Annotated in this window: 21 protein-coding genes; 17 read left to right on the top strand and 4 right to left on the bottom strand. The window is 26.2% G+C overall.

Annotation, left to right across the window (positions count from 1 at the left end):
* Positions 1-7: 7 nt before the first annotated feature.
* Together ACYUE0_RS08435 and ACYUE0_RS08430 are read right to left on the bottom strand one after the other, a co-directional pair.
* Entirely contained in the window at positions 8-796 is a 789-nt protein-coding gene (locus ACYUE0_RS08435; protein ID WP_460270201.1) for a metal ABC transporter permease, read from the bottom strand.
* A gap of 98 nt (positions 797-894) precedes the next feature.
* On the bottom strand, positions 895-1542 hold the full coding sequence (locus ACYUE0_RS08430; protein WP_199869766.1) for a metal ABC transporter ATP-binding protein: 648 nt from the start codon (positions 1540-1542) through the stop codon (positions 895-897).
* 284 nt (positions 1543-1826) lie between these two features.
* Between ACYUE0_RS08430 and ACYUE0_RS08425 the strand changes: the two genes are divergently transcribed.
* From ACYUE0_RS08425 to ACYUE0_RS08395, 7 genes are all read left to right on the top strand, one after another.
* A complete protein-coding gene (locus tag ACYUE0_RS08425; protein ID WP_460270199.1) occupies positions 1827-2762 on the top strand; it encodes a metal ABC transporter substrate-binding protein in 936 nt (311 codons plus the stop codon).
* A 371-nt stretch (positions 2763-3133) separates the two neighbouring features.
* Positions 3134-3736, top strand: a complete 603-nt coding sequence (gene cobC / locus ACYUE0_RS08420) for an alpha-ribazole phosphatase (RefSeq protein ID WP_061996199.1) — start codon at positions 3134-3136, stop codon at positions 3734-3736.
* A gap of 48 nt (positions 3737-3784) precedes the next feature.
* Positions 3785-4333, top strand: coding sequence for a bifunctional adenosylcobinamide kinase/adenosylcobinamide-phosphate guanylyltransferase (gene cobU, locus ACYUE0_RS08415; RefSeq protein WP_061996200.1), 549 nt, complete (start codon positions 3785-3787; stop codon positions 4331-4333).
* Positions 4334-4346: 13 nt separating this feature from the next.
* Positions 4347-5108, top strand: coding sequence for an adenosylcobinamide-GDP ribazoletransferase (gene cobS / locus ACYUE0_RS08410; RefSeq protein ID WP_082761249.1), 762 nt, complete (start codon positions 4347-4349; stop codon positions 5106-5108).
* A 12-nt stretch (positions 5109-5120) separates the two neighbouring features.
* Positions 5121-5345: a DUF1450 domain-containing protein gene (locus tag ACYUE0_RS08405; RefSeq protein ID WP_061996201.1), complete on the top strand. Its 225-nt coding sequence runs from the start codon at positions 5121-5123 to the stop codon at positions 5343-5345.
* 338 nt (positions 5346-5683) lie between these two features.
* Entirely contained in the window at positions 5684-6529 is an 846-nt protein-coding gene (locus tag ACYUE0_RS08400; RefSeq protein WP_061996202.1) for a DegV family protein, read from the top strand.
* Positions 6530-6532: 3 nt separating this feature from the next.
* Positions 6533-6973 (top strand): PadR family transcriptional regulator, encoded by a 441-nt coding sequence (locus ACYUE0_RS08395; protein WP_061996203.1) that lies wholly within the window; start codon positions 6533-6535, stop codon positions 6971-6973.
* 183 nt (positions 6974-7156) lie between these two features.
* On the opposite strand, the gene ACYUE0_RS08390 is transcribed toward ACYUE0_RS08395, so the two are convergent.
* Positions 7157-7822 (bottom strand): DUF4397 domain-containing protein, encoded by a 666-nt coding sequence (locus ACYUE0_RS08390; RefSeq protein WP_199869769.1) that lies wholly within the window; start codon positions 7820-7822, stop codon positions 7157-7159.
* Positions 7823-7977: 155 nt separating this feature from the next.
* Between ACYUE0_RS08390 and ACYUE0_RS08385 the strand changes: the two genes are divergently transcribed.
* Positions 7978-8652 carry a uracil-DNA glycosylase gene (locus ACYUE0_RS08385; protein WP_460270197.1) on the top strand — a complete coding sequence of 225 codons (675 nt, stop codon included), beginning with the start codon at positions 7978-7980 and terminating at the stop codon, positions 8650-8652.
* A 34-nt stretch (positions 8653-8686) separates the two neighbouring features.
* Entirely contained in the window at positions 8687-9769 is a 1083-nt protein-coding gene (cobT, locus tag ACYUE0_RS08380; RefSeq protein ID WP_460270196.1) for a nicotinate-nucleotide--dimethylbenzimidazole phosphoribosyltransferase, read from the top strand.
* Positions 9770-10024: 255 nt separating this feature from the next.
* On the opposite strand, the gene ACYUE0_RS08375 is transcribed toward cobT, so the two are convergent.
* The gene (locus tag ACYUE0_RS08375; protein ID WP_061996207.1) at positions 10025-11638 is read right to left on the bottom strand and encodes a sensor histidine kinase; all 1614 of its coding nucleotides are present in this window, start codon (positions 11636-11638) and stop codon (positions 10025-10027) included.
* 267 nt (positions 11639-11905) lie between these two features.
* Here ACYUE0_RS08375 and ACYUE0_RS08370 point away from each other — a divergent pair, with 267 nt between their 5' ends.
* The 8 genes from ACYUE0_RS08370 (at position 11906) to eutA (ending at position 19656) form a co-directional block, all read left to right on the top strand.
* Positions 11906-12796, top strand: a complete 891-nt coding sequence (locus ACYUE0_RS08370) for a class I SAM-dependent methyltransferase (protein ID WP_061996208.1) — start codon at positions 11906-11908, stop codon at positions 12794-12796.
* Positions 12797-12867: 71 nt separating this feature from the next.
* Positions 12868-13596 carry a glycerophosphodiester phosphodiesterase gene (locus ACYUE0_RS08365; protein ID WP_460270193.1) on the top strand — a complete coding sequence of 243 codons (729 nt, stop codon included), beginning with the start codon at positions 12868-12870 and terminating at the stop codon, positions 13594-13596.
* 174 nt (positions 13597-13770) lie between these two features.
* The gene (locus ACYUE0_RS08360) at positions 13771-14940 is read left to right on the top strand and encodes a 1-propanol dehydrogenase PduQ (protein ID WP_460270192.1); all 1170 of its coding nucleotides are present in this window, start codon (positions 13771-13773) and stop codon (positions 14938-14940) included.
* 148 nt (positions 14941-15088) lie between these two features.
* A complete protein-coding gene (gene eutS / locus ACYUE0_RS08355; protein WP_242865302.1) occupies positions 15089-15490 on the top strand; it encodes an ethanolamine utilization microcompartment protein EutS in 402 nt (133 codons plus the stop codon).
* An 11-nt stretch (positions 15491-15501) separates the two neighbouring features.
* Entirely contained in the window at positions 15502-15936 is a 435-nt protein-coding gene (locus tag ACYUE0_RS08350; protein ID WP_082761251.1) for a EutP/PduV family microcompartment system protein, read from the top strand.
* Between the two features lie 58 nt (positions 15937-15994).
* Complete coding sequence (locus tag ACYUE0_RS08345) at positions 15995-16573, top strand: ANTAR domain-containing response regulator (RefSeq protein ID WP_061996211.1); 579 nt, start codon at positions 15995-15997, stop codon at positions 16571-16573.
* Between the two features lie 4 nt (positions 16574-16577).
* Complete coding sequence (locus ACYUE0_RS08340) at positions 16578-18005, top strand: sensor histidine kinase (RefSeq protein ID WP_460270190.1); 1428 nt, start codon at positions 16578-16580, stop codon at positions 18003-18005.
* Between the two features lie 217 nt (positions 18006-18222).
* The gene (eutA, locus tag ACYUE0_RS08335; protein ID WP_061996212.1) at positions 18223-19656 is read left to right on the top strand and encodes an ethanolamine ammonia-lyase reactivating factor EutA; all 1434 of its coding nucleotides are present in this window, start codon (positions 18223-18225) and stop codon (positions 19654-19656) included.
* The last annotated feature ends 19 nt before the right edge of the window (positions 19657-19675 follow it).

Genomic DNA, 19675 nt, shown 5'->3' with positions numbered 1-19675 from the left:
GAGTCTTTTAGCGCTTTCCTTTTACTACAAGAACTATCACAAGAACTAGTACAGAAACAAGGGCAATTGTTCCTCCTGGTGCACAATTCATAATATAAGAAAGAAATAATCCGGATATTATATCTATAAATCCAAAAATTATAGATAATATCATAGTTTTCTTAAAGCCACTATGATATTGAAGAGCAGTAGCTACAGGTAGTGCAATCATAGAAGAGATTACTAAGATACCCATAACTCTAATGGAAACAGAAATAGTAGATCCTACTAATAAAGCAAATATATAATTTATTTTAGTAACATGTATATTATTTATCGATGCACCTTCTTCATCAAAAGTTATATAAATAAGTTTATTATAAAGCTTATATAAGGTTATTATAGAAATGATGCTTAATATAAGCATAGTGAATAAGTCTTGTTTAGTTACTGTCAATATGCTTCCAAAAAGAAAAGAATTTATATTTGTGTTAGTTTTTCCACTACTAGATAAGGAAATCCCAATTCCCACACTTAGAGTTAATATTATAACTAAAATTAAATCTGCCTGTTTTTTATAATAATTTCGTAGAATTTCTATTAAGATAGCACAACAACTTGTAAATATAAAAGCACATAGTATAGGGTTAAAACCTGTTACCAGACCAATAGCTACACCAGCAAAAGAGCTATGAGCTAGTGTATCCCCCATCATAGAATAGCGTTTTAACACTAGAAAAACACCTACTAGAGGACAGAGTATAGATATAAATATAGCTGCAATAAATGCATTTTGCATGAATTCGTAATGAAACATTTTAATCCTCCAAAATAATAAAATTTATGTATAAATATTATACATTGTAATATTAAGGTTAATCTATTAATTTTATAGATTAAAAATAATTTTAAAGTTTATGATAAAAAATCAAGATTATCATTAGTTGAATGAAGTAGTGCGTTTCCATCTTTAACATATAAAATATGAGATGAATTTTTAATAGCCAGTTTAATGTTATGTTCTATAGATAAAATTGTTACTGATTCCTCTTTATTTAATTTTGTAATAATAGAGTACAAATCTTTTGTACTTTGTTCATCTAATGCAGTAGAAGGTTCATCTAAAATTATCAAATCACTTTTACTTATTATTGCTCTTGCAATAAGGATTTTTTGTTGTTGACCTCCAGACAAACTACCAATTAAGCAATCCTTGAAATTATACATATTTACTGATTTTAAAGCATTGATTATGCAATCTTTATCTTTAATTTTAAGGACCTTTCTATGAACATCTAAAACCTCATAAACAGTTATAGGGAAACCAGCATTTAAGTTAGTTATTCTTTGAGGTACATAGGATATATTTTTACTACTTAAAGAAATAGAGCCCTTACTGGGCTTAATTAGATTTAAAATAAGTTTAATTAACGTTGTTTTTCCACTGCCATTTTCACCAATTATAGAAACATAACTACCACTTTTTATATTTAAATTTATATCCTTTAATAAATAATTTTTGTTACAGTTATATGAAAAGGATAATGAATCTATTGAAATCATAAAAAACCTCCAAACATCTTATTAAAAAAGACATAATTACTATAATTATATCCAAAATATGTAATAAAAAACGGAAAAGAAAAAATAAATTGAAAAATAATACTTTGATTGAATAAAAATAAATCTTTTGTACAAAATTTATAATGAATTTTTATTTAATTTAAATTTAGAAAAAACACTATTGGAATATATTAATACAAATGTTATAATAATATAAACGCAAATGATTTGCAATACCTATTGAAAATTTGTAATTAATAAGTTAGTGGAGGATTTTAAAATAAATGTTTAAAAAAGTTATATCGTATACAATGATTATAATAATAACTTTATCACTAATAGGGTGCAGTGGTAAAAAAGAAGAAATAGAAACACAAAATGGGAAATTAAATGTTGTAGTAAGTTTTTATGCTATGGAGGAGTTTGTAAAAGAAATAGGTAAAGATAAGGTTAATGTTTATACTATAATTCCTGAAGGCGTAGAGCCACATGATTTTGAACCAAAAGCTAAAGATTTAAGAAAATTAGAAAATGCAGATATGTTAGTACTGAACGGTGCAGGTATGGAACATTGGAGTAAGGATGTTATAAAAGCAATTAAGAATGAAAAATTAAAAGTTATAGATACATCACAAGGAGTTAATCTTATAAATATATCTGAGGAAAATGGTGATAGTTCACATATAGAATCAGAAAATACTCATGAAAATTTAGGTGTAGACCCACATTTATGGTTAGGTTTGACTACTGCAAAAATTCAAAGTGAAAATATAAAAAATGCTTTAGTTGAACTTGATAATGTTAATAGTAAGTATTATGAAGAAAATTATGTTGCGTTTGCCAATGAATTAGATAATTTATATAAAGATTATAAAGTTAAATTTGACTCAATAGCTAATAAAAATTTTGTTACAGGACATGCAACTTTTGCATATCTTTGTAGAGACTTTAATTTAAATCAAATTAGTATTGAGGGAGTTTTTGCAGAAGGAGAACCGTCACCTAAAAAAATGAAAGAGTTAACAGACTTATGTAAAGAGAAAAATATAAAAACTATATTTATGGAAAGTTTAGTTAGTCCTCAAGTGTCAGAAACTTTAGCAAAAGAAGTAGATGGAAAAACTGCTACTATTTATACTTTACATAGTAAAGAAGATAATTTAAGCTATTTGGAATCTATGAAGTCAAATTTAGATATTATATATAATAGTTTAAAATAAATAATAAGAGCAATATGATTAATTATAATTATATTGCTCTTGTTATTTATTTAGGGAAACAAGCTCCAGTTTAAATTTATTCAATAACTTTAAAATATTTTTATACAAGATACAGTGTTGAATTCTAAATGATTCGGAGCATGTCTCACTATTTTGGGTATTCAAGTTTTGGAATGGATAATTTTAAAAGTCAACTTGGAACACTATATATAATAATAAATTAAAGTTAGAGATTTTTTACTATATCGTTCCTTGTTTTTTATTAGAAAAAACAGTAATATAAGATATGTAAGGCAGTTTTAAAATTAAAGTTTATAATCTTAAAAAATAAACTAATACTAAAAAGTTTTAAGTACATAGAAGGTGATAAATTGAATATATATTTAGTTAGACATGGAGAAACTAAAGAAAATAAGGATGAAAAATTTTATGGTGATATAGATAATGGGTTGACCGATTATGGAATATATCAGTGTGAAAAACTAAGAAATTTTTTAAAAGATAAAAAAATAGATAAGGTTTATGTAAGCGAAAAAGAAAGAACAATTCAAACTGCAAAAGAAATATTATGTGATAAGTTTAATTATGATGAGATTATTAGAGATTCTAGATTAAATGAAAGAAATTTTGGAGCATTTGAAGGTAAAAAGTATGATGAGTTAAAGTCAGAATATACAAAAGAATGCGATGAATGGGGAAAAGATTGGATTGGCTTTAAACCACCTGAAGGTGAAAGTTATAAAGATATGTATTTTCGCGTAAAAAGTTTTTTTCAAAAGATTATAAAAGAAGATGATGAAAATGTTTTAATAGTTGCCCATAGTGGGGTAATTAGAAGTATATATTGTTATATTGCTGATGATAATATGGAATTGTTTTGGAAATTTGCTTCTAAAAATGGAGATGTTTCAATAATTAAATATGAATATAACAATTTATTTATTGAAGGAATTATACCCAATAATGTTTTGTAAAATTTATTTCAATAATTAAATATAAATATTTTAAGGTAGGTGTAATTTATGGGAAAAATAGTCTTAGTAACTGGTGGTAGTAGAAGTGGAAAAAGTGGTTTTGCAGAAAGTCTACTTAAAGATACTAATGATGTTTTATATATAGCTACAGCTATAGTAACAGATAAAGAAATGGAAAGCAGAATAAATAAACATATTGAAAGAAGAAATAGTAAATGGAATACATATGAAGGGTTTAAAGATTTACATATTGCTGTAGAAAATAGCAAAGAAAAGAATATATTATTAGATTGCATTACTATAATGGTTACAAATCTAATGTTTAATGAAAAAACAAATTTTGATGATTTATCATTAGAAGAAGCAGATCATATAGAAGAGCTTATAAAGGCTCAAGTAGAAAAGTTAATTGTAAAAGCAAAAGAGTGTAATAAAAATTTAATAATGGTTACAAATGAAGTTGGCAGTGGGCTTATACCAGAATATAAGTTAAGTAGAATATATAGAGACATAGCAGGCTCAATTAATCAATTTATCGCAAAATTGTGTGATGAGGTTTATTTTGTGGCTTGTGGATTGCCTTTAAAATTAAAATAATTAGGAGAGTATTATGAAAAATTATATAAAAAAATATATGAATGATTTTTTATTATATGTTCAATTTTTTACAAGAATACCTATAAATATGGAGTTAGAGTGCACAAATGAAAATTTTATAAGGGGATCTATATTTTTCCCAATAATAGCTTTAATAATCGGTCTTATAGAGTACGTTGTGTATGTAGTAATGATAAACTTTTTCCCTCCAACAATAGTAGCTATCTTAGTATTAATAACATCGGCTATACTAACAGGTGCATTACATATGGATGGACTAGGCGATGTATGTGATGGTTTCTTCGCTTTTAGAGGTGGAAAAGGAAGGATTATAGAGATAATGAAAGATAGCCAAATTGGAGTTTATTCATGTGTAGCTATAATTATGGATATATTACTTAAATATAATTTAATTAGTTTGGCAATAGAGAGTTCCATTCCAGAATTAATAATAGTTGCACCAGTTGTAGGAAGATTGGCTATAGTGTTTATTTCTACCATAGGAAAACCAGCGAAAGAAAATGGTAGTGGAAATATATTTATAGGAAAAATAAAAAAAAGTCAATTAGTATTAACTATAATATTAGTTATAGCATTAGAACTGATCTTTATAAATGTTAGAGAGGCTTGCACAATAACATTAGCTGTATTAATAATGGCATATGGATTTAATTGTTTTTGTAATTCTAAAATTAATGGATTAACAGGGGATACCTTAGGTGCTGTTAATGAATTAGCAGAGGTTTTAGCATTAATGGTATTTTTTATGATATAAAAGGAGCTTTTTATGAATAAAAAGAGAATAAGTTTTTGTGCTTGTAATGCAGGATTTGAATATGTAAAAGAAAGAATAGATAAAGAATTTCCAGAGCATGAAACGACAATAAATAAGTGCATAGGAGCTTGTGATAAATGTAGTTGGGATTTTATAGCTAGAGTAGATGGTGAGCTTATAGTGTCAGAATCAAAAGAATCTTTATATGAAAATATAAAATTAATTTTGAAAAAATAAGTAAATTTTAATAAAAAAAATTTATTCAAAGTAAATTTTCAAACAAATTTATTGTAAAGTATAGACTTTTTGGTGAAAATAGTTTAGAATTTGCCTTAAACAAGTAAATTTATTATATTTAATTTAATGTGTTAAGATGAAGGTCGTGGTAATTATATATTGCTAAGGCCTTTGTCTTTTTGTAATATAATAAATATTTAAAGTGTATCAGTAGCGATGATTATCAATAGTGCTAATTATCACTATTGATAATTAGGTATAAAATAGTATATAATAAATTATAGGTAAAATAATATAAATACTAGTAAAATAATATAAATACTATTAGGAGGACTTTTATGAATAAAATAGCGTTAATAACAGATAGTGCATCTGATATAAGAAAAGATGTAATAGATAAATACAATGTAAAAGTATTACCCTTTAGAATAATTATAAAAGATAAGGATTATAGAGATGGAGTAGATATAACTTTAAATGATGTTTACAAAGTTTTAGATACGGAGTCACCTACATCTTCATTACCATCTATGAAAGATATGGGAGTACTTTTTAATCAGCTGGAAAAAGAAGGATATACACATGTGATAGCAGTTACAATATCAAGCAAATTGTCAGGATTAAATAATGCTTTAAGGCTTGTAAGTGAGGATTATCCAACAATAAAGACTGAAGTAATAGATTCAAAGAGTATATCATGTGCAGAGACTATTATAATAAAAGAAGCTGGAGAAATGATAAATAGTGGATTAGAATTTGAGAAGATTGTAGAAAAATTAATAGAAGTTAGAAGCAAGATAAAAACATTTTTTATAATAGGTACATTAGAATATTTAAAAAAAGGTGGAAGAATAGGAAAAGTTGCAGGTGTAATAGGTGAATTATTAAATATAAAACCTATAGTTCTTGTTGATGAAGAAGGAGAATATTCTACTTATGATAAAGCAAGAGGAAGAAAACAATCTATAAATAAAATGTTATCAATAGGTAAAAAAATATTAGATGATAAAAAGTGTGATGTATATATAGGTAATGGAGATGCCAAAGAAGAGGCAGAGAAGTATTTACAAGAAATATCAAATCACCCTAATATTAATAACATATTTTTTAGTGGAGATATAAGCCCAGTTGCAGGATTACATTCAGGTCCAGGACTTTTAGGAATAGCTTTTTATGAGGTTTAGTAAATGGCTACTATAAAGGATATAAAAGAGGAAGAGCGTATATTATATGAGGAATATAAAAATAAATTGAATGAATTAAAAAAAGTTCAACAGGAAAAAGAAGCTGTAGGTCAAGTTTTTACTAAAGGTTTGCTCCCAATATATGTATTATACATATTAAGTATTGGTGCAACTAATGGAAATGATATATCTAATAAAATTGGTGAAAGAACTAATGGAAAATGGGTCCCAAGTACAGGGGGCATATATCCACTATTAAAAAAATTAGAAAAGAAAAAGCTTATAGTGGGAAACTGGGATGATTCAAAAAAGAAGATGCAAAAGATATATAATTTAACAGAGGAAGGCGAAAAAGAACTACATCATAAGAAATATTTGCTTAAAGATAGAATAGAAGAGGCATTAGAAGTATTTAAAATAATATATAAAGATTTGTATGAGTAACGAAAAACACTAATAATACATTTAATTTTGTATTATTAGTGTTTTTTTTATATAATTTAGGTAAATATAAAAAAATAAGACCTTTATAAGGTCTAAATCATAAAATAATATTAAATTAAATAAATTTTTTATGGGGGAAATTCAAACTGTTATAATCAGTTTGAAAGATACTTGCTAAAAAATTTACATATCTGAATAATGGTTCAAATATGTAATTCCATCTAATGGAATTAAACCTTCAACACCTGGTTTAGTACCTAATATTCCTACCAAATATAATGTATAAAATTTAGTAGGTTTTAAAAGTGCATTAGGTATATAAAGCATAGTAATGTCTGTATTTTGAAATTTTATATCAAAACTGTATTTTTTAGGAGGTATTTCTTTATAATTTTCTACCTCCTTATACATTAAATCATTGAAAGTTATTTCATTATCGTTAAGTGATACATCTAAATTTGGACTTTCAGGTATTAAATTTACTATTCTTATTTTTACCTCATTATCATTAACAGGTCCAGTATAGCTTTCTATAATTGGATATAGTTCGAAATCATTTGGAAATTTTCCAATAGCAGCTATTGTGAAAATTTTATTTTCAGGAATATCCAAAATGGTATCATATAAAGTTTCACTAGGATTATTACTTTTAACAATTTTAATATTATATTTTCCAGGTAATAGTTTAACGTAATTTGTGAATTCTTTATAATGAAAATCTTTTATTAAGGGTAAATTATTTACGTAAACATCTACTGGTGGCGCATCGGGAGATGCGTGTAATAACCTTACAAAGGTTAATATGTTACTTTTATTATTTAAATTATCTGAATTATTCCTAAAATACATATCGCACCTCATTAATTAGTGTTTCTAAAATCAGTATATGCACCTTACAAAAAATGGTGATTGGAAATAAAAATATTTATGCAAAAAACAATTTATTGGTTTATAATTTTAGTATATAAAAAAATAAAATAAAGTTTAAGAAAGGAATGAGATTTATGGTTCTATTTAATAATGATTGGGATGAATTATTAAAAGAAGAATTTGAAAAAGAATACTATAAAAAACTTAGAGGATTCCTTGTATTAGAATATAATAATCATACAATTTATCCAGATAAATATAAAATATTTGAGGCGCTAAAGTTGACGTCATATAAGGATACTAAAATAGTAATATTAGGTCAAGATCCATATCATGGGCCTAATCAGGCACATGGCTTAGCATTTTCTGTTGAGAAAGGCATTAAAACACCGCCTTCACTTTTAAACATATATAAAGAATTAAATAATACGTTAGGATGCTACATACCTAATAATGGATTTTTAGTAGATTGGTCTAAACAGGGTGTATTATTGCTTAATACATCATTAACTGTAAGGGGTGGAGAAGCAAATTCTCATAAAAATAAAGGCTGGGAGATATTTACCGATAAAATTATATCTATTTTAAATGAAAGAGAGGATCCTATTATCTTTATATTATGGGGAAATAATGCAAAGGAAAAAGTTGAATTAATAACTAACCAAAGCCATTATATATTAAAGGCGGCACATCCAAGTCCATTATCAGCAAATAGAGGTTTTTTTGGATGTGATCATTTTAGAAAAGCAAATGAAATATTACTTGCGTTAAATAAGCAACAAATAGATTGGCAAATAAAAAATATTTAAAAATATAAATTTATATGTTAAGGGGAAGGGTATTATGAAAATTTTACAAAATACATTAAAGTGCATTGAGCCTAGTTATAAGGAAGTAATGATAAAAACGAAGGAAAGATTAGATGCTTTAGCAAAACCTATAGGAAGTTTAGGAATATTAGAGGAGATAGCAGTAAAAATATCAGGTATAACTGGTGATGTTTATAATACGTTATCTAAGAAAAACATAATAATTATTTGTGGAGATAATGGTGTAGTAGATGAAGGAGTAAGTACATGTCCACAAGAAGTTACTGAAACTGTAACCTATAATTTTGTTAAGGGTATAACAGGGGTATGTGCATTATCTAAATTTACTAATACAGAACTTACAATAGCAGATTTAGGTATAAAATGTGATATGAATAGTGAAAAAATTTTAAAAAGAAAAATTTCTTATGGAACTAAAAACATGGCAAAAGAACCTGCAATGACGAAAGAGCAAACAATTAAGGCTATAGAATCAGGAATTGAAATTGTAGATAAATTAGCAAAAGAAGGATATAAAGTTCTTGGAACTGGTGAAATGGGAATAGGAAATACAACTACAAGTGCAGCAGTTTTAAGTGTATTATCTGGACTAGATGTGGATAAGGTGACAGGAAAAGGTTCTGGACTTACAGATGAACAATTAAATCATAAGAAAAATGTAATTAAGAAAGCTATAGAGATAAATAAACCTGATAAAAATGATATAATAGATGTTATTGGGAAAGTTGGAGGATATGATATAGCTGGACTTTGTGGATGCTTTTTAGGGGCTGCAAAATATAGAATTCCTATAGTTATAGATGGATTTATAGCATCAATATCAGCACTTTGTGCACAAAGATTGAATGAGAATTGTAAAGATTATATGTTTCCATCACATTTATCAGCAGAGCCAGGAGCTATATATATTATGAAAGAATTAAAACTAGAACCTATATTAAACTTAAAAATGAGATTAGGTGAGGGATCTGGATGCCCATTGGCTTTTAATATAATGGAGGCAGCATTATATACTATGGAGAATATGGCAACTTTTGAAGAAGCAAGGATTTGCAAAAATGATTATATTGATATAAGGGAACAGGATTCTATATAGTTATGACTTATAATGTGTAATTGACTAGAACAGAAATACTAAATTAAATTTTGGAGTATCATTATTAATACCATACATATTTATAAATTAAGTAAGCTTTCTAATGGCTTATTTTATTAGATAAATAGATTATAATCTAGTACATATGTTAGAAATTTATTTTACTATGATGTTTTAAGGAGAAGAAGTATATAAATTAATACTAAAATTAAATAGAAATTAAAAGAAACGCTACATAAAAGATGGTAGCGTTTTTTAATTATCATAAATATCAGAAAATGCAATATTTATTTGATCAGCATGATTAGTATGGATGACTCTATTTATTTTATCTAAATCATTTTTTGTAGTAGCAATTAGTGGAAATGTAACAATAAATTCACTACCGAAATTTTCTTCACTAATAAGATCAATGGTGCCATTATGGGTTTCTACTAAAGATTTAACAACGGAAAGTCCAATCCCACTGCCTTCGTTAGTTCTTGTGAAAAGAGGATCAGCTTGGATAAATCTATCAAAAACTTTAGATTGTTTATCTTTAGAAATTCCAATACCATTATCCTTTACTGATAAAATTACATTTTTTTCTTTTATATATAATGATACATCAATAGTTCCACAATCTTTTGAAAATTTTATAGCATTGGATAAAAGATTAAGAATAACAATTTCAAGTTTTTCTGAGTTTCCTTCTATTATTGCAAATGGAATAATAGTATTAAAATTTAAAGTTAAATTTCTTTTAGAAGTATACTCTTCTACTGATGAACAAATGCTTGCAGTTAAAGTAACTAAATCTAGTTTGTAGGTTTCTAAGTTAACTATACCAGCATCAAATTTGGAGCACTCTATTAAATTGTTTATAAGTCTAAGTAGTCTAAAACAATTTTGTTTCATTATCTTAGAATAATAAGAAATTTTACCTTTAAATTGCAAATCATCTTGATTTTTTATATATAAGTCAAAAAGTTGCAGTGAAGAATAAATTACATTTACAGGTGTACGTAATTCATGGGAAATATTTGCGATAAATTCATTTTTGATTTTTTCCCACTCTTCTCTGTCCTTTAGTTTTTTATCATTCTCACTTAATTTATTTTCTATAATTTTAGTGGTTGTAATATCTTTAACAACACCCCAAAACATTCCAGTGTTTAAGTATTTATCTTTTATATAAAACAAAGTAGTAGTATTTAACCTTACAGAGCCATCTTTATGATAAATTTTATAATCAACTAATTCTTGAGGTTTACCAGTTTCAATGGCTTTTTTTCTTAAATCAGTTAATATATCATTAGTAGCATCGTCTGTAAAAATACATTGATGTTGTCCTATAATTTCATTAACAGTATAACCTAAATATTTAAATGCATTAGATGAACAAGAAGTAAAATATCCATCTTCAGACATTGAATAAACTATTTGATAGGAGTTGTTAATTAGTTCTGAGAAAAGTTTATCTGCAAATTTTAATCTCATCTCATAATATTTTTCCTCTGATAAATCTCTAATAATGCCTGAATACTTTATTAAGTTATTATCATTATCAAATATACCTTTGCCACTTGCTTCTACATAACGAATAAATCCAAAGTTATCTACTAGTCTAAACCTAAATTTAAATTTGGGGACAGAAGGAGTTGCAGTTATAGAAGTTATAAGGGAATGGTCATCTTCGTGTATATAATTATCCATAAATTCATCAAAAGAAAAATTATTAGTATTTTCTATAGATAAAATAGAACATAACCCTTTTGAAAGTACAAATGTATTTAAAAGAACTTCATATATAAAGAAACCCATTTCGTCTAAATCGTCAATGGTTTCAAATAAATCCGATGTTTCGCCTTTTATATAATCATTTATCATAAATCCTCACCTTAAATCGTAATAATATAAAATTATATCAAAGTAGCAGTGAAAAAAATGTAAAATATTGCGACAAATAAACAAAAAAAATCATTAGAAATTTAAATAAATGTTATTACTCTTAAAAATAACTATAATACTTTAAATTTATATTGTAAAAAAATGTAACAAATGATGTTGTTGTTTAATATAAATATATAGTGAGTAGGTATGTAAAAACAATAATTAATTTTATGTACAAACTAAATAATTATTAGGAGGGTATGTATGTATAAGGAAGTAGAAGATATTTTAGTTTGTCCTAGATGTGGAAGTAAGATTAATATAAGAAAAATTTACTTAAAAGAAGGAGAAGAAATAATTGAAGGAACTTTAAATTGTGAAAAAAATCATAAATTTTATATAAAACATGGGATTATAGATTTTCATTATAAAGAAAATAAAAATGTATCTAATTTAGCACAGTTTTATTTTGAAAGAGATTTTGAAAATATTAATATAGCTATTGAAAATAAAACTCCTAACAATTTAAGGAATTTCCAAAATTTATCCAAACAATATATGAATGCTATTATACAGAAGAAAAAATATAAAAATATATTAGACATAGCTTCTGGTAGAAGTATACTTCTAGAAGGAATGGCTGAAAAATTTTCCCATAATCCTAATATAGTATCATTGGATTTAAACTTTGCCGTTTTAAAGTATAATAGGAAAATGATAAAAAAAATTAACCCTAAAGCTAAAATTACCTATATTGCATGTGATTATTTAAATTTGCCCTTTAAAAATAGTGCTTTTGATTGTATAACGTCATATTATGGATTTCCAAATATGGCACAATCATCACCTAGAGTTATGCAAGAAAGCTATAGAATTTTAAGACGGAAAGGATTAGTATTAGACGCTAGAATTTTAGTATCAGATAAAGATGAATATTATAATCAATTAAAAGCAATAGCTACAGCTAATATGAATTTTCCAAATCCAGAAATTGTGTCTGTAGAGCAATTAATTTTACAAATATATAAAAAGATAGGTTTTTCTGAATTTAAAAATGAAAAAATTGGAGAATCAATTGGAGAATTCAATGAACTAGATATAATTCCTATGCAAGGTCAAAAATTTAAATCATCTGTACTAATAATTAAAAAATAAAAAATCAATTAATTTATAAATTTTTACTATAATTATATTAAAATAGTTGTTAATATTAGAGGTGATTTAAAGTGATTATAAATTATGCCCATAGAGGAGCGAGTTTCATATATCCAGAGAATACTATGCTTGCATTTGAAAAAGCATTAGAAATGGGATGTACTGGAATAGAAACGGATATACAAAGAACGAAGGATGGAGTTTTAGTTCTTATACATGATGAATATGTAAATAGAACTACTGATGGTGTAGGATTGGTATGTGATTATACTTATAAAGAACTTAAAAAATTAGATGCAGGTAAATTTAAGGATAAAAGATATAAAAATATAGAAATACCTACATTAAAAGAATTTTTAAGTTATGTTAAAGATAAAAATATAAAAATAAATTTAGAAATAAAAAATTCTATAATTCCATATAAAGGAATAGAAAAAGAGATACTATTTGAAATATTAAATGCGAAAGTTGAAGATAATATAATTGTCTCAAGTTTTAATCACAATTCAATGATTGAATTAAAAAAAATATATCCTAAAATAAAAATTGCTGCTCTTTGTGAATATATAGTTAGTGATTTGGAAAAATATAAAATAGATAAATTTGAATATATACATCCTAATTATATATTTGCAGACAAAAAGGAAATATTAAAATGTCATAATAAAAAAATGGGCGTAAATTTATATACTATTAATGACGAAAAAGACATGGAAAAATTTATAAAATATAAAATTGAAGGGATAATAACTAATTGCCCAGACAAACTAAAAGAGGTAATCGATAAAAATAAATTTTAATATAACTTGATAGTGTGTATTGACATGGAATAAATATGATTATAAAATATAAAATATAAAAAATAAATAAAATGTTTGTACAATGATGTGCAAACTTAAAAGAGTAATGATGCTCCTTAAGAATTTTCTTAGGGAGCTTTTGTTTTTTAAAATAAATTGTTAGGAAGTGAAAATATGGGTAACTTTAAAGTTGGACCAAATGTTTATTTTGGAGTTGGAAAATTAGAAAAACTTCGTGAAATTAATTGTAAAAAAGCATTTATAGTAACAGATCCTTTCATGGTGAAATCAGGAGCAATAAATCAAGTGACAGATCATTTAGATGCTGCAAAAATAAATTATAAAGTTTTTTCTGATATAGTTCCAGATCCACCACTTGAAATAGTATCTAAAGGAATTAAAGCTATGGATGAATTTGATCCAGAGGCTGTAATAACATTAGGTGGAGGGTCTGCAATTGATGCAGCAAAAGCAATTAGTTATTTTAGAAATATGATAAATAAAGGATTACACTCAGAAAAAACAGACAAAAAAGTATTATTTATAGCAATACCAACTACCAGTGGAACAGGTTCTGAAGTAACATCATTTTCTGTTATAACGGATAAAAAATTTAACGTTAAATATCCATTGGTTGATGAGGCTATGGTGCCAGACATGGCTATATTAGATGCTAATTTAGTAAAAACTGCTCCGAATTTTATAACAGCAGATACAGGAATGGATGTATTGACTCATGCTATAGAAGCATATGTATCTACAGAAAGCTCAGATTATAGTGATGCTTTAGCTGAAAAAGCTATTAAATTAGTTTTTGGTTATTTAGAAAGAGCATATAAAGATGGAAATGATCTAGAAGCAAGGGAAAAAATGCATAATGCCTCATGTATAGCTGGTATGGCATTTACTAATGCATCATTAGGAATAAATCATAGTATGGCTCATATAATAGGAGGAAGATTCCATATTCCACATGGAAAAGCAAATGCTATATTGCTTCCTTATGTTATAGAATATAACGCAAATTTAAAAGAATTCAACAGAAATGAGTATAGTGATACAGCTAAAAGATATGCCGAAATAGCTAAATTCTTAAATTTAACAAGCAGTAACAATGCTAGAGAGGGCGTTAAATCTTTAATAAGAGCTATTTGTACATTAAAAAGAAACTTAAATATACAATCATCATTAAAAGAAGCTAAAGTTGAAAGAAAAGATTTTGAAAGTAATTTAGAAGATATTGTTAATATAGCAATAAATGATGGATGTACTAAAACTAATCCAAGATACCCTAATCCAACTGAACTTAAAGAAGTATTTAAAGTAGTTTACGAAGGAAAATAATTTTAGTTTTCCAATTAAAGAATATTTTCGAAAAATAATTGACAATTAGTTTTTGGAATTATATAATAATAACATAAATTAAATAAATTTTAATTGTGCAATGGCGTACAATTTTTATTAAGAGCAATGGAGCTCCTAAAAAAATACAATGTTTGTAATTTTTTTAGGGGCTTTTTATAATTTTTTAGGAAATGGAGTGAGATGTTTGGAAGAAAAACAAAGGGTTATACAGGAATATGTACCAGGTAAACAGGTAACATTAGCTCACTTAATAGCACATCCTAATAAATCAATATATAAAAAATTAGGGCTAAGTGATGAAAATTGCGAGGCTATAGGAATTTTAACAATTACTCCAAGTGAAGCAGCTATAATTGCTGCAGACGTAGCAACAAAAGGTGCTGGAGTAGAGGTAGGATTTTTAGATAGATTTAGTGGTTCTTTAGTTATTACTGGAGATGTTTCAAGTGTTGAGGCAGCATTAAAAGAAGTTTGTGATGTACTTGAAAATATATTAAGTTTTACAACGACTAAAATTACTAAATCATAGGAGAGATATTAGTGAAAAAAGTAATGCTTATAGGTTCCATTGGAGCTGGAAAAACAACATTAACTCAAAGTTTGAAAAATCAACTTATAGAATATAAGAAAACACAAGCTATTGAGTTTAATGATTTTATAATAGACACTCCAGGGGAATATATAGAAAATAGAATTTATTATAACGCTTTAATAGTAACATCAGCAGAAGCAGATGTTATAGGACTGCTTCATGATTGTACAAATGAAAATATTAATTTTCCACCAGGGTTTGGAAATATGTTCAATAAACCTGTTATTGGAATTTGCACTAAAACTGATTTATGTGATAATGAAGATAAAATATTAAGAAGCCATGAGTTTTTAAAAATTGCAGGTGCTGATAGAATATTTAATATTAGTGTAGTAAACAATAATGGAATAGAAGAATTAAAAAAATATTTAGAAATATTTTAAGGTTTTTATGGTAAAATAATAATATATATTATTGTTGAATCCAAAAGAGGTGGAACATATGACAAAACGAATTGTAATAGCCGATGATGAACCTATTACAAGAATGGATATAAGAGAAATGTTAGAAGAGGAAGGTTACGATGTTGTAGCTGAAGCTTCAGATGGCTTTGATGTTATAGAATTAGCCAGAAAACATTCTCCTGAACTTATAATAATGGACATAAAAATGCCATTGTTAGACGGCTTAAATGCTACTAAAATTATTTTGAAAGAACAATTAGCAAATGCAGTAGTATTATTAAGTGCTTATAGTAATAAAAGTTTTATACAAAAGGCTAAAGAAGTAGGTGCTATGGGATATCTGGTCAAACCTTTAGATAATAAATCTTTAATAGCTACTATTGAAGTCTGTTTATCTAAAGCAACTGAATTTAAAGATATGCAAAACACTGTTAAAACTTTAGAAAATAAGCTAGAATCAAGAAAAGTTATAGAAAAGGCTAAAGGAATACTTATGAAGCAAAGAAACATTACAGAAGATGAATCATACAAATACATAAGAAATCTTAGCATGAAAAAAAGAGTAACAATGGATGAAATATCAAAAATAATAATAATGAGTGAAGAGGAAGTTTAAAGCAGTGAGAAGTAATATGAACAATATAAGAGAATTATGTTTAAAATATACTTATTTAAGCAATAAAGATATAGAAGCAATACAAAGTATATCTAAAACACTACAATTCATAGCAGACTCTTCAAAAGCAGACGTTTTTATAGATTGTTTAAGCAAAACTAAAAGCGATTCAGCAATAGTTGTTGTAAGTGCTAAGCCACGAAACTCACAATCACTTTATAAGGAAAATGTTGTAGGGAAACTTGCAATAAGAAAAAATGAACCTGCAGTAATAAGAACATTACAAACAGGAATTCCATCTAGAGATATTAAAGCTATAACTCAAGAAAATATAATTGTAAAACAGAATGTTGAACCAATAAAAAATGAAAAAAATGAAGTTATAGCAGTAATAATATCAGAAAAGGATGTTACAGAAGATGTCAAGGAAAATAAAAAACTTGAGATATTAGCAGAAACTAATGAAGAATTAATTTCACAAATTGAAGGTAAAAAGATAAAGTATGGAAATGGAGATATTGCTTATCATGTAAATGACGCTATATTGATATTTGATGAGGATGGTATATTAAGATTTAAAAATCCAGTAGCAGATGAGCTCTATAAGAAACTTGGATATAATCAAGAATTAATAGGAATGGATTTCTCTAACTTAGCATTATCAAAGTCAACTTTATCACAAATAATAGAAAAAAAATCTATAGAAGTAGAAGAAATAGATATAGGGGATATGTCTTTTCAAATAAAGTATATATCTCAAGGTAGTAAAGTATTAAAACTTGCAATGCTTATAAAAGATATTACAGATGTAAAGGAAAAAGAAAGAGAACTGATTTTAAAATCAGTTGTTATAAAAGAAATACATCATAGAGTTAAAAATAATCTTCAAACAATAGCTAGTTTATTGAGACTTCAGTCAAGAAGAATACATAGTGAAGAATTTACAATAGCTATAAATGAAAGTATAAATAGAATACTTAGTATAGCGATAACTCATGAAATATTAGCAAAGCAAGGTATTGATGAAGTTAATATAAAAGATGTAATAAATAAGATAAAAAGATTTATGGTTACATTAGATAAACGAGATGATTTAGATTTATCAATAGAAATAGAAGGTGATGACCTTATTATTAGTTCAGATAAATCTACAGCAGTTGCATTAGTTGTAAATGAAGCTATACAAAATTGTATAAAACATGCTTTCGTAGGGAAAAATAGTGGAAAAATTGTTGTAAAAATAGAAAAAGGTAATTCTTATTCTACAGTTTCAGTAAGAGATGATGGTATTGGATTTGATGTTAATTCAATATCCAATAGTAGCTTAGGACTTATGATAATTAATAGTTTAGTTTCAGATAAACTAAAAGGAAACTTAAATATACAGTCAAATGAAAATGGAACAAATCTTTTGTTTGATTTTAAAAACTAAATAAAAAACCATATTTACAAGGATGTAGATATTAGTTAAGGCAATGGAGCCCAGAGAATTATTAGGTATAATTTTTATACTGATAATTATTCTGGGCTTTTTTATCTTAAAATATATAAATCTAAATTTTAAGAAGTGAACTAAAGTTGGAAAGGAGGCAATCCGTATTAAGCACTTAAAGTTATAGAAAATTAAAGCTTTATAACGGTTAAATGATATGAAAGAAACAATTTTAAGTGTAGGTATAGATATAGGGACTTCTACAACTCAATTGGTATTTAGTAATATTACTATTGAAAATGTGGCAAGCAATTTTACTGTACCAAGAGTAAATATAGTTGATAAAGAAATTATATATAGAAGTGCTATTTATTTCACACCTTTGATCACTCAAAACAAAATAGATAAAGAAAAAGTAAAAGAAATAATAAGAAGCGAATATGAGAAAGCAAATGTAAATGTAGCAGATGTTAAGACTGGTGCTGTAATTATAACCGGAGAAACTGCAAGAAAAGAAAATGCTAATGATGTACTTCAAACATTAAGTGGATTTGCAGGTGATTTTGTTGTAGCAACAGCAGGACCAGATTTAGAGTCTATTATAGCAGGTAGAGGTGCTGGCGCCGATAAAATATCAGATGAAGAAAATGCTTATGTAGTTAATGTTGATATAGGTGGAGGAACATCCAACTTAGCGCTATTTAAAAATGGTGAACTTATAGATACAGGGTGTATGGATATAGGTGGAAGGCTAATAAAAATAGACATTGAAACTAAAAAAATATATTACATTTACCCTAAAATAAAAAAGTTAGCATCTTCCATAGGTATAGATATAAATATTGGAGATGTAGCAGATTTAGAAAAGATAAGAAAAATAGCTAAAAAAATGGCAGAAATCTTAGAAGAATCTGTATGTATAAAAGAAAGAAGTGAAATGTATAATTTACTTCAAACAAACAAAGGAATAAAAGATGGCTACGAGATAGAATATGTAACTTTTTCTGGAGGAGTAGCTGATTATATATATAAAGATGACTATACTGATTACTTTAAATTTGGTGATATGGGAGTAATTTTAGGAGAAGAAATAAAAAAATCCAATTTATTATCAAAGCTAAAATTAAAACCAGCCATAGAAACAATAAGAGCTACAGTGGTAGGAGCAGGATCTCATACTACGGATATAAGTGGTAGCACAATTACTTATACAGACGATTTGTTTCCAATAAAAAACTTGCCAATATTAAAGTTGTCGCAGGAAGATGAAGAAAATGGTTTTCAAAAAATAGAAGATGCAATTAAAGAAAAAATAAATTGGTTTAATGTAGAAAATGAAAATCAATTAGTTGCAGTTGCTTTAAAAGGAATGAAAAATCCTTCCTTTATAGATATACAAAACTTAGCTACGTCAATTATAAATGGGATGAATGAATTTATAAAGAATAATTATCCATTATTTGTAATTGTTGAAAATGATATAGCAAAGGTCCTAGGACAAACTATTTATGCAAAGCTTAATAGAAAAAATAATATAGTTTGTATAGATAGTATCAAAGTTGAAAATGGTGATTACATAGATATTGGAAAACCATTAGTAAATGGGAAAGTTGTACCAGTAGTAATAAAAACATTAGTATTTAATTCATAATTTTTAGAGAGGTGAATGA

Source organism: Clostridium sp. CTA-19 (assembly GCF_054767855.1).
The sequence above is the reverse complement of the archived record's forward strand: the minus strand, read 5'-3'. Positions and strand labels throughout refer to the sequence as shown.

Coding starts and splice junctions, on each gene's coding strand:
- ACYUE0_RS08435 (WP_460270201.1), bottom strand. CDS start 796: ATGTTTCATTACGAATTCATGCAAAATGCATTTATTGCAGCTATATTT.
- ACYUE0_RS08430 (WP_199869766.1), bottom strand. CDS start 1,542: ATGATTTCAATAGATTCATTATCCTTTTCATATAACTGTAACAAAAAT.
- ACYUE0_RS08425 (WP_460270199.1), top strand. CDS start 1,827: ATGTTTAAAAAAGTTATATCGTATACAATGATTATAATAATAACTTTA.
- cobU (WP_061996200.1), top strand. CDS start 3,785: ATGGGAAAAATAGTCTTAGTAACTGGTGGTAGTAGAAGTGGAAAAAGT.
- cobS (WP_082761249.1), top strand. CDS start 4,347: ATGAAAAATTATATAAAAAAATATATGAATGATTTTTTATTATATGTT.
- ACYUE0_RS08405 (WP_061996201.1), top strand. CDS start 5,121: ATGAATAAAAAGAGAATAAGTTTTTGTGCTTGTAATGCAGGATTTGAA.
- ACYUE0_RS08400 (WP_061996202.1), top strand. CDS start 5,684: ATGAATAAAATAGCGTTAATAACAGATAGTGCATCTGATATAAGAAAA.
- ACYUE0_RS08395 (WP_061996203.1), top strand. CDS start 6,533: ATGGCTACTATAAAGGATATAAAAGAGGAAGAGCGTATATTATATGAG.
- ACYUE0_RS08390 (WP_199869769.1), bottom strand. CDS start 7,822: ATGTATTTTAGGAATAATTCAGATAATTTAAATAATAAAAGTAACATA.
- ACYUE0_RS08385 (WP_460270197.1), top strand. CDS start 7,978: ATGGTTCTATTTAATAATGATTGGGATGAATTATTAAAAGAAGAATTT.
- cobT (WP_460270196.1), top strand. CDS start 8,687: ATGAAAATTTTACAAAATACATTAAAGTGCATTGAGCCTAGTTATAAG.
- ACYUE0_RS08375 (WP_061996207.1), bottom strand. CDS start 11,638: ATGATAAATGATTATATAAAAGGCGAAACATCGGATTTATTTGAAACC.
- ACYUE0_RS08370 (WP_061996208.1), top strand. CDS start 11,906: ATGTATAAGGAAGTAGAAGATATTTTAGTTTGTCCTAGATGTGGAAGT.
- ACYUE0_RS08360 (WP_460270192.1), top strand. CDS start 13,771: ATGGGTAACTTTAAAGTTGGACCAAATGTTTATTTTGGAGTTGGAAAA.
- eutS (WP_242865302.1), top strand. CDS start 15,089: ATGTTTGTAATTTTTTTAGGGGCTTTTTATAATTTTTTAGGAAATGGA.
- ACYUE0_RS08345 (WP_061996211.1), top strand. CDS start 15,995: ATGACAAAACGAATTGTAATAGCCGATGATGAACCTATTACAAGAATG.
- eutA (WP_061996212.1), top strand. CDS start 18,223: ATGAAAGAAACAATTTTAAGTGTAGGTATAGATATAGGGACTTCTACA.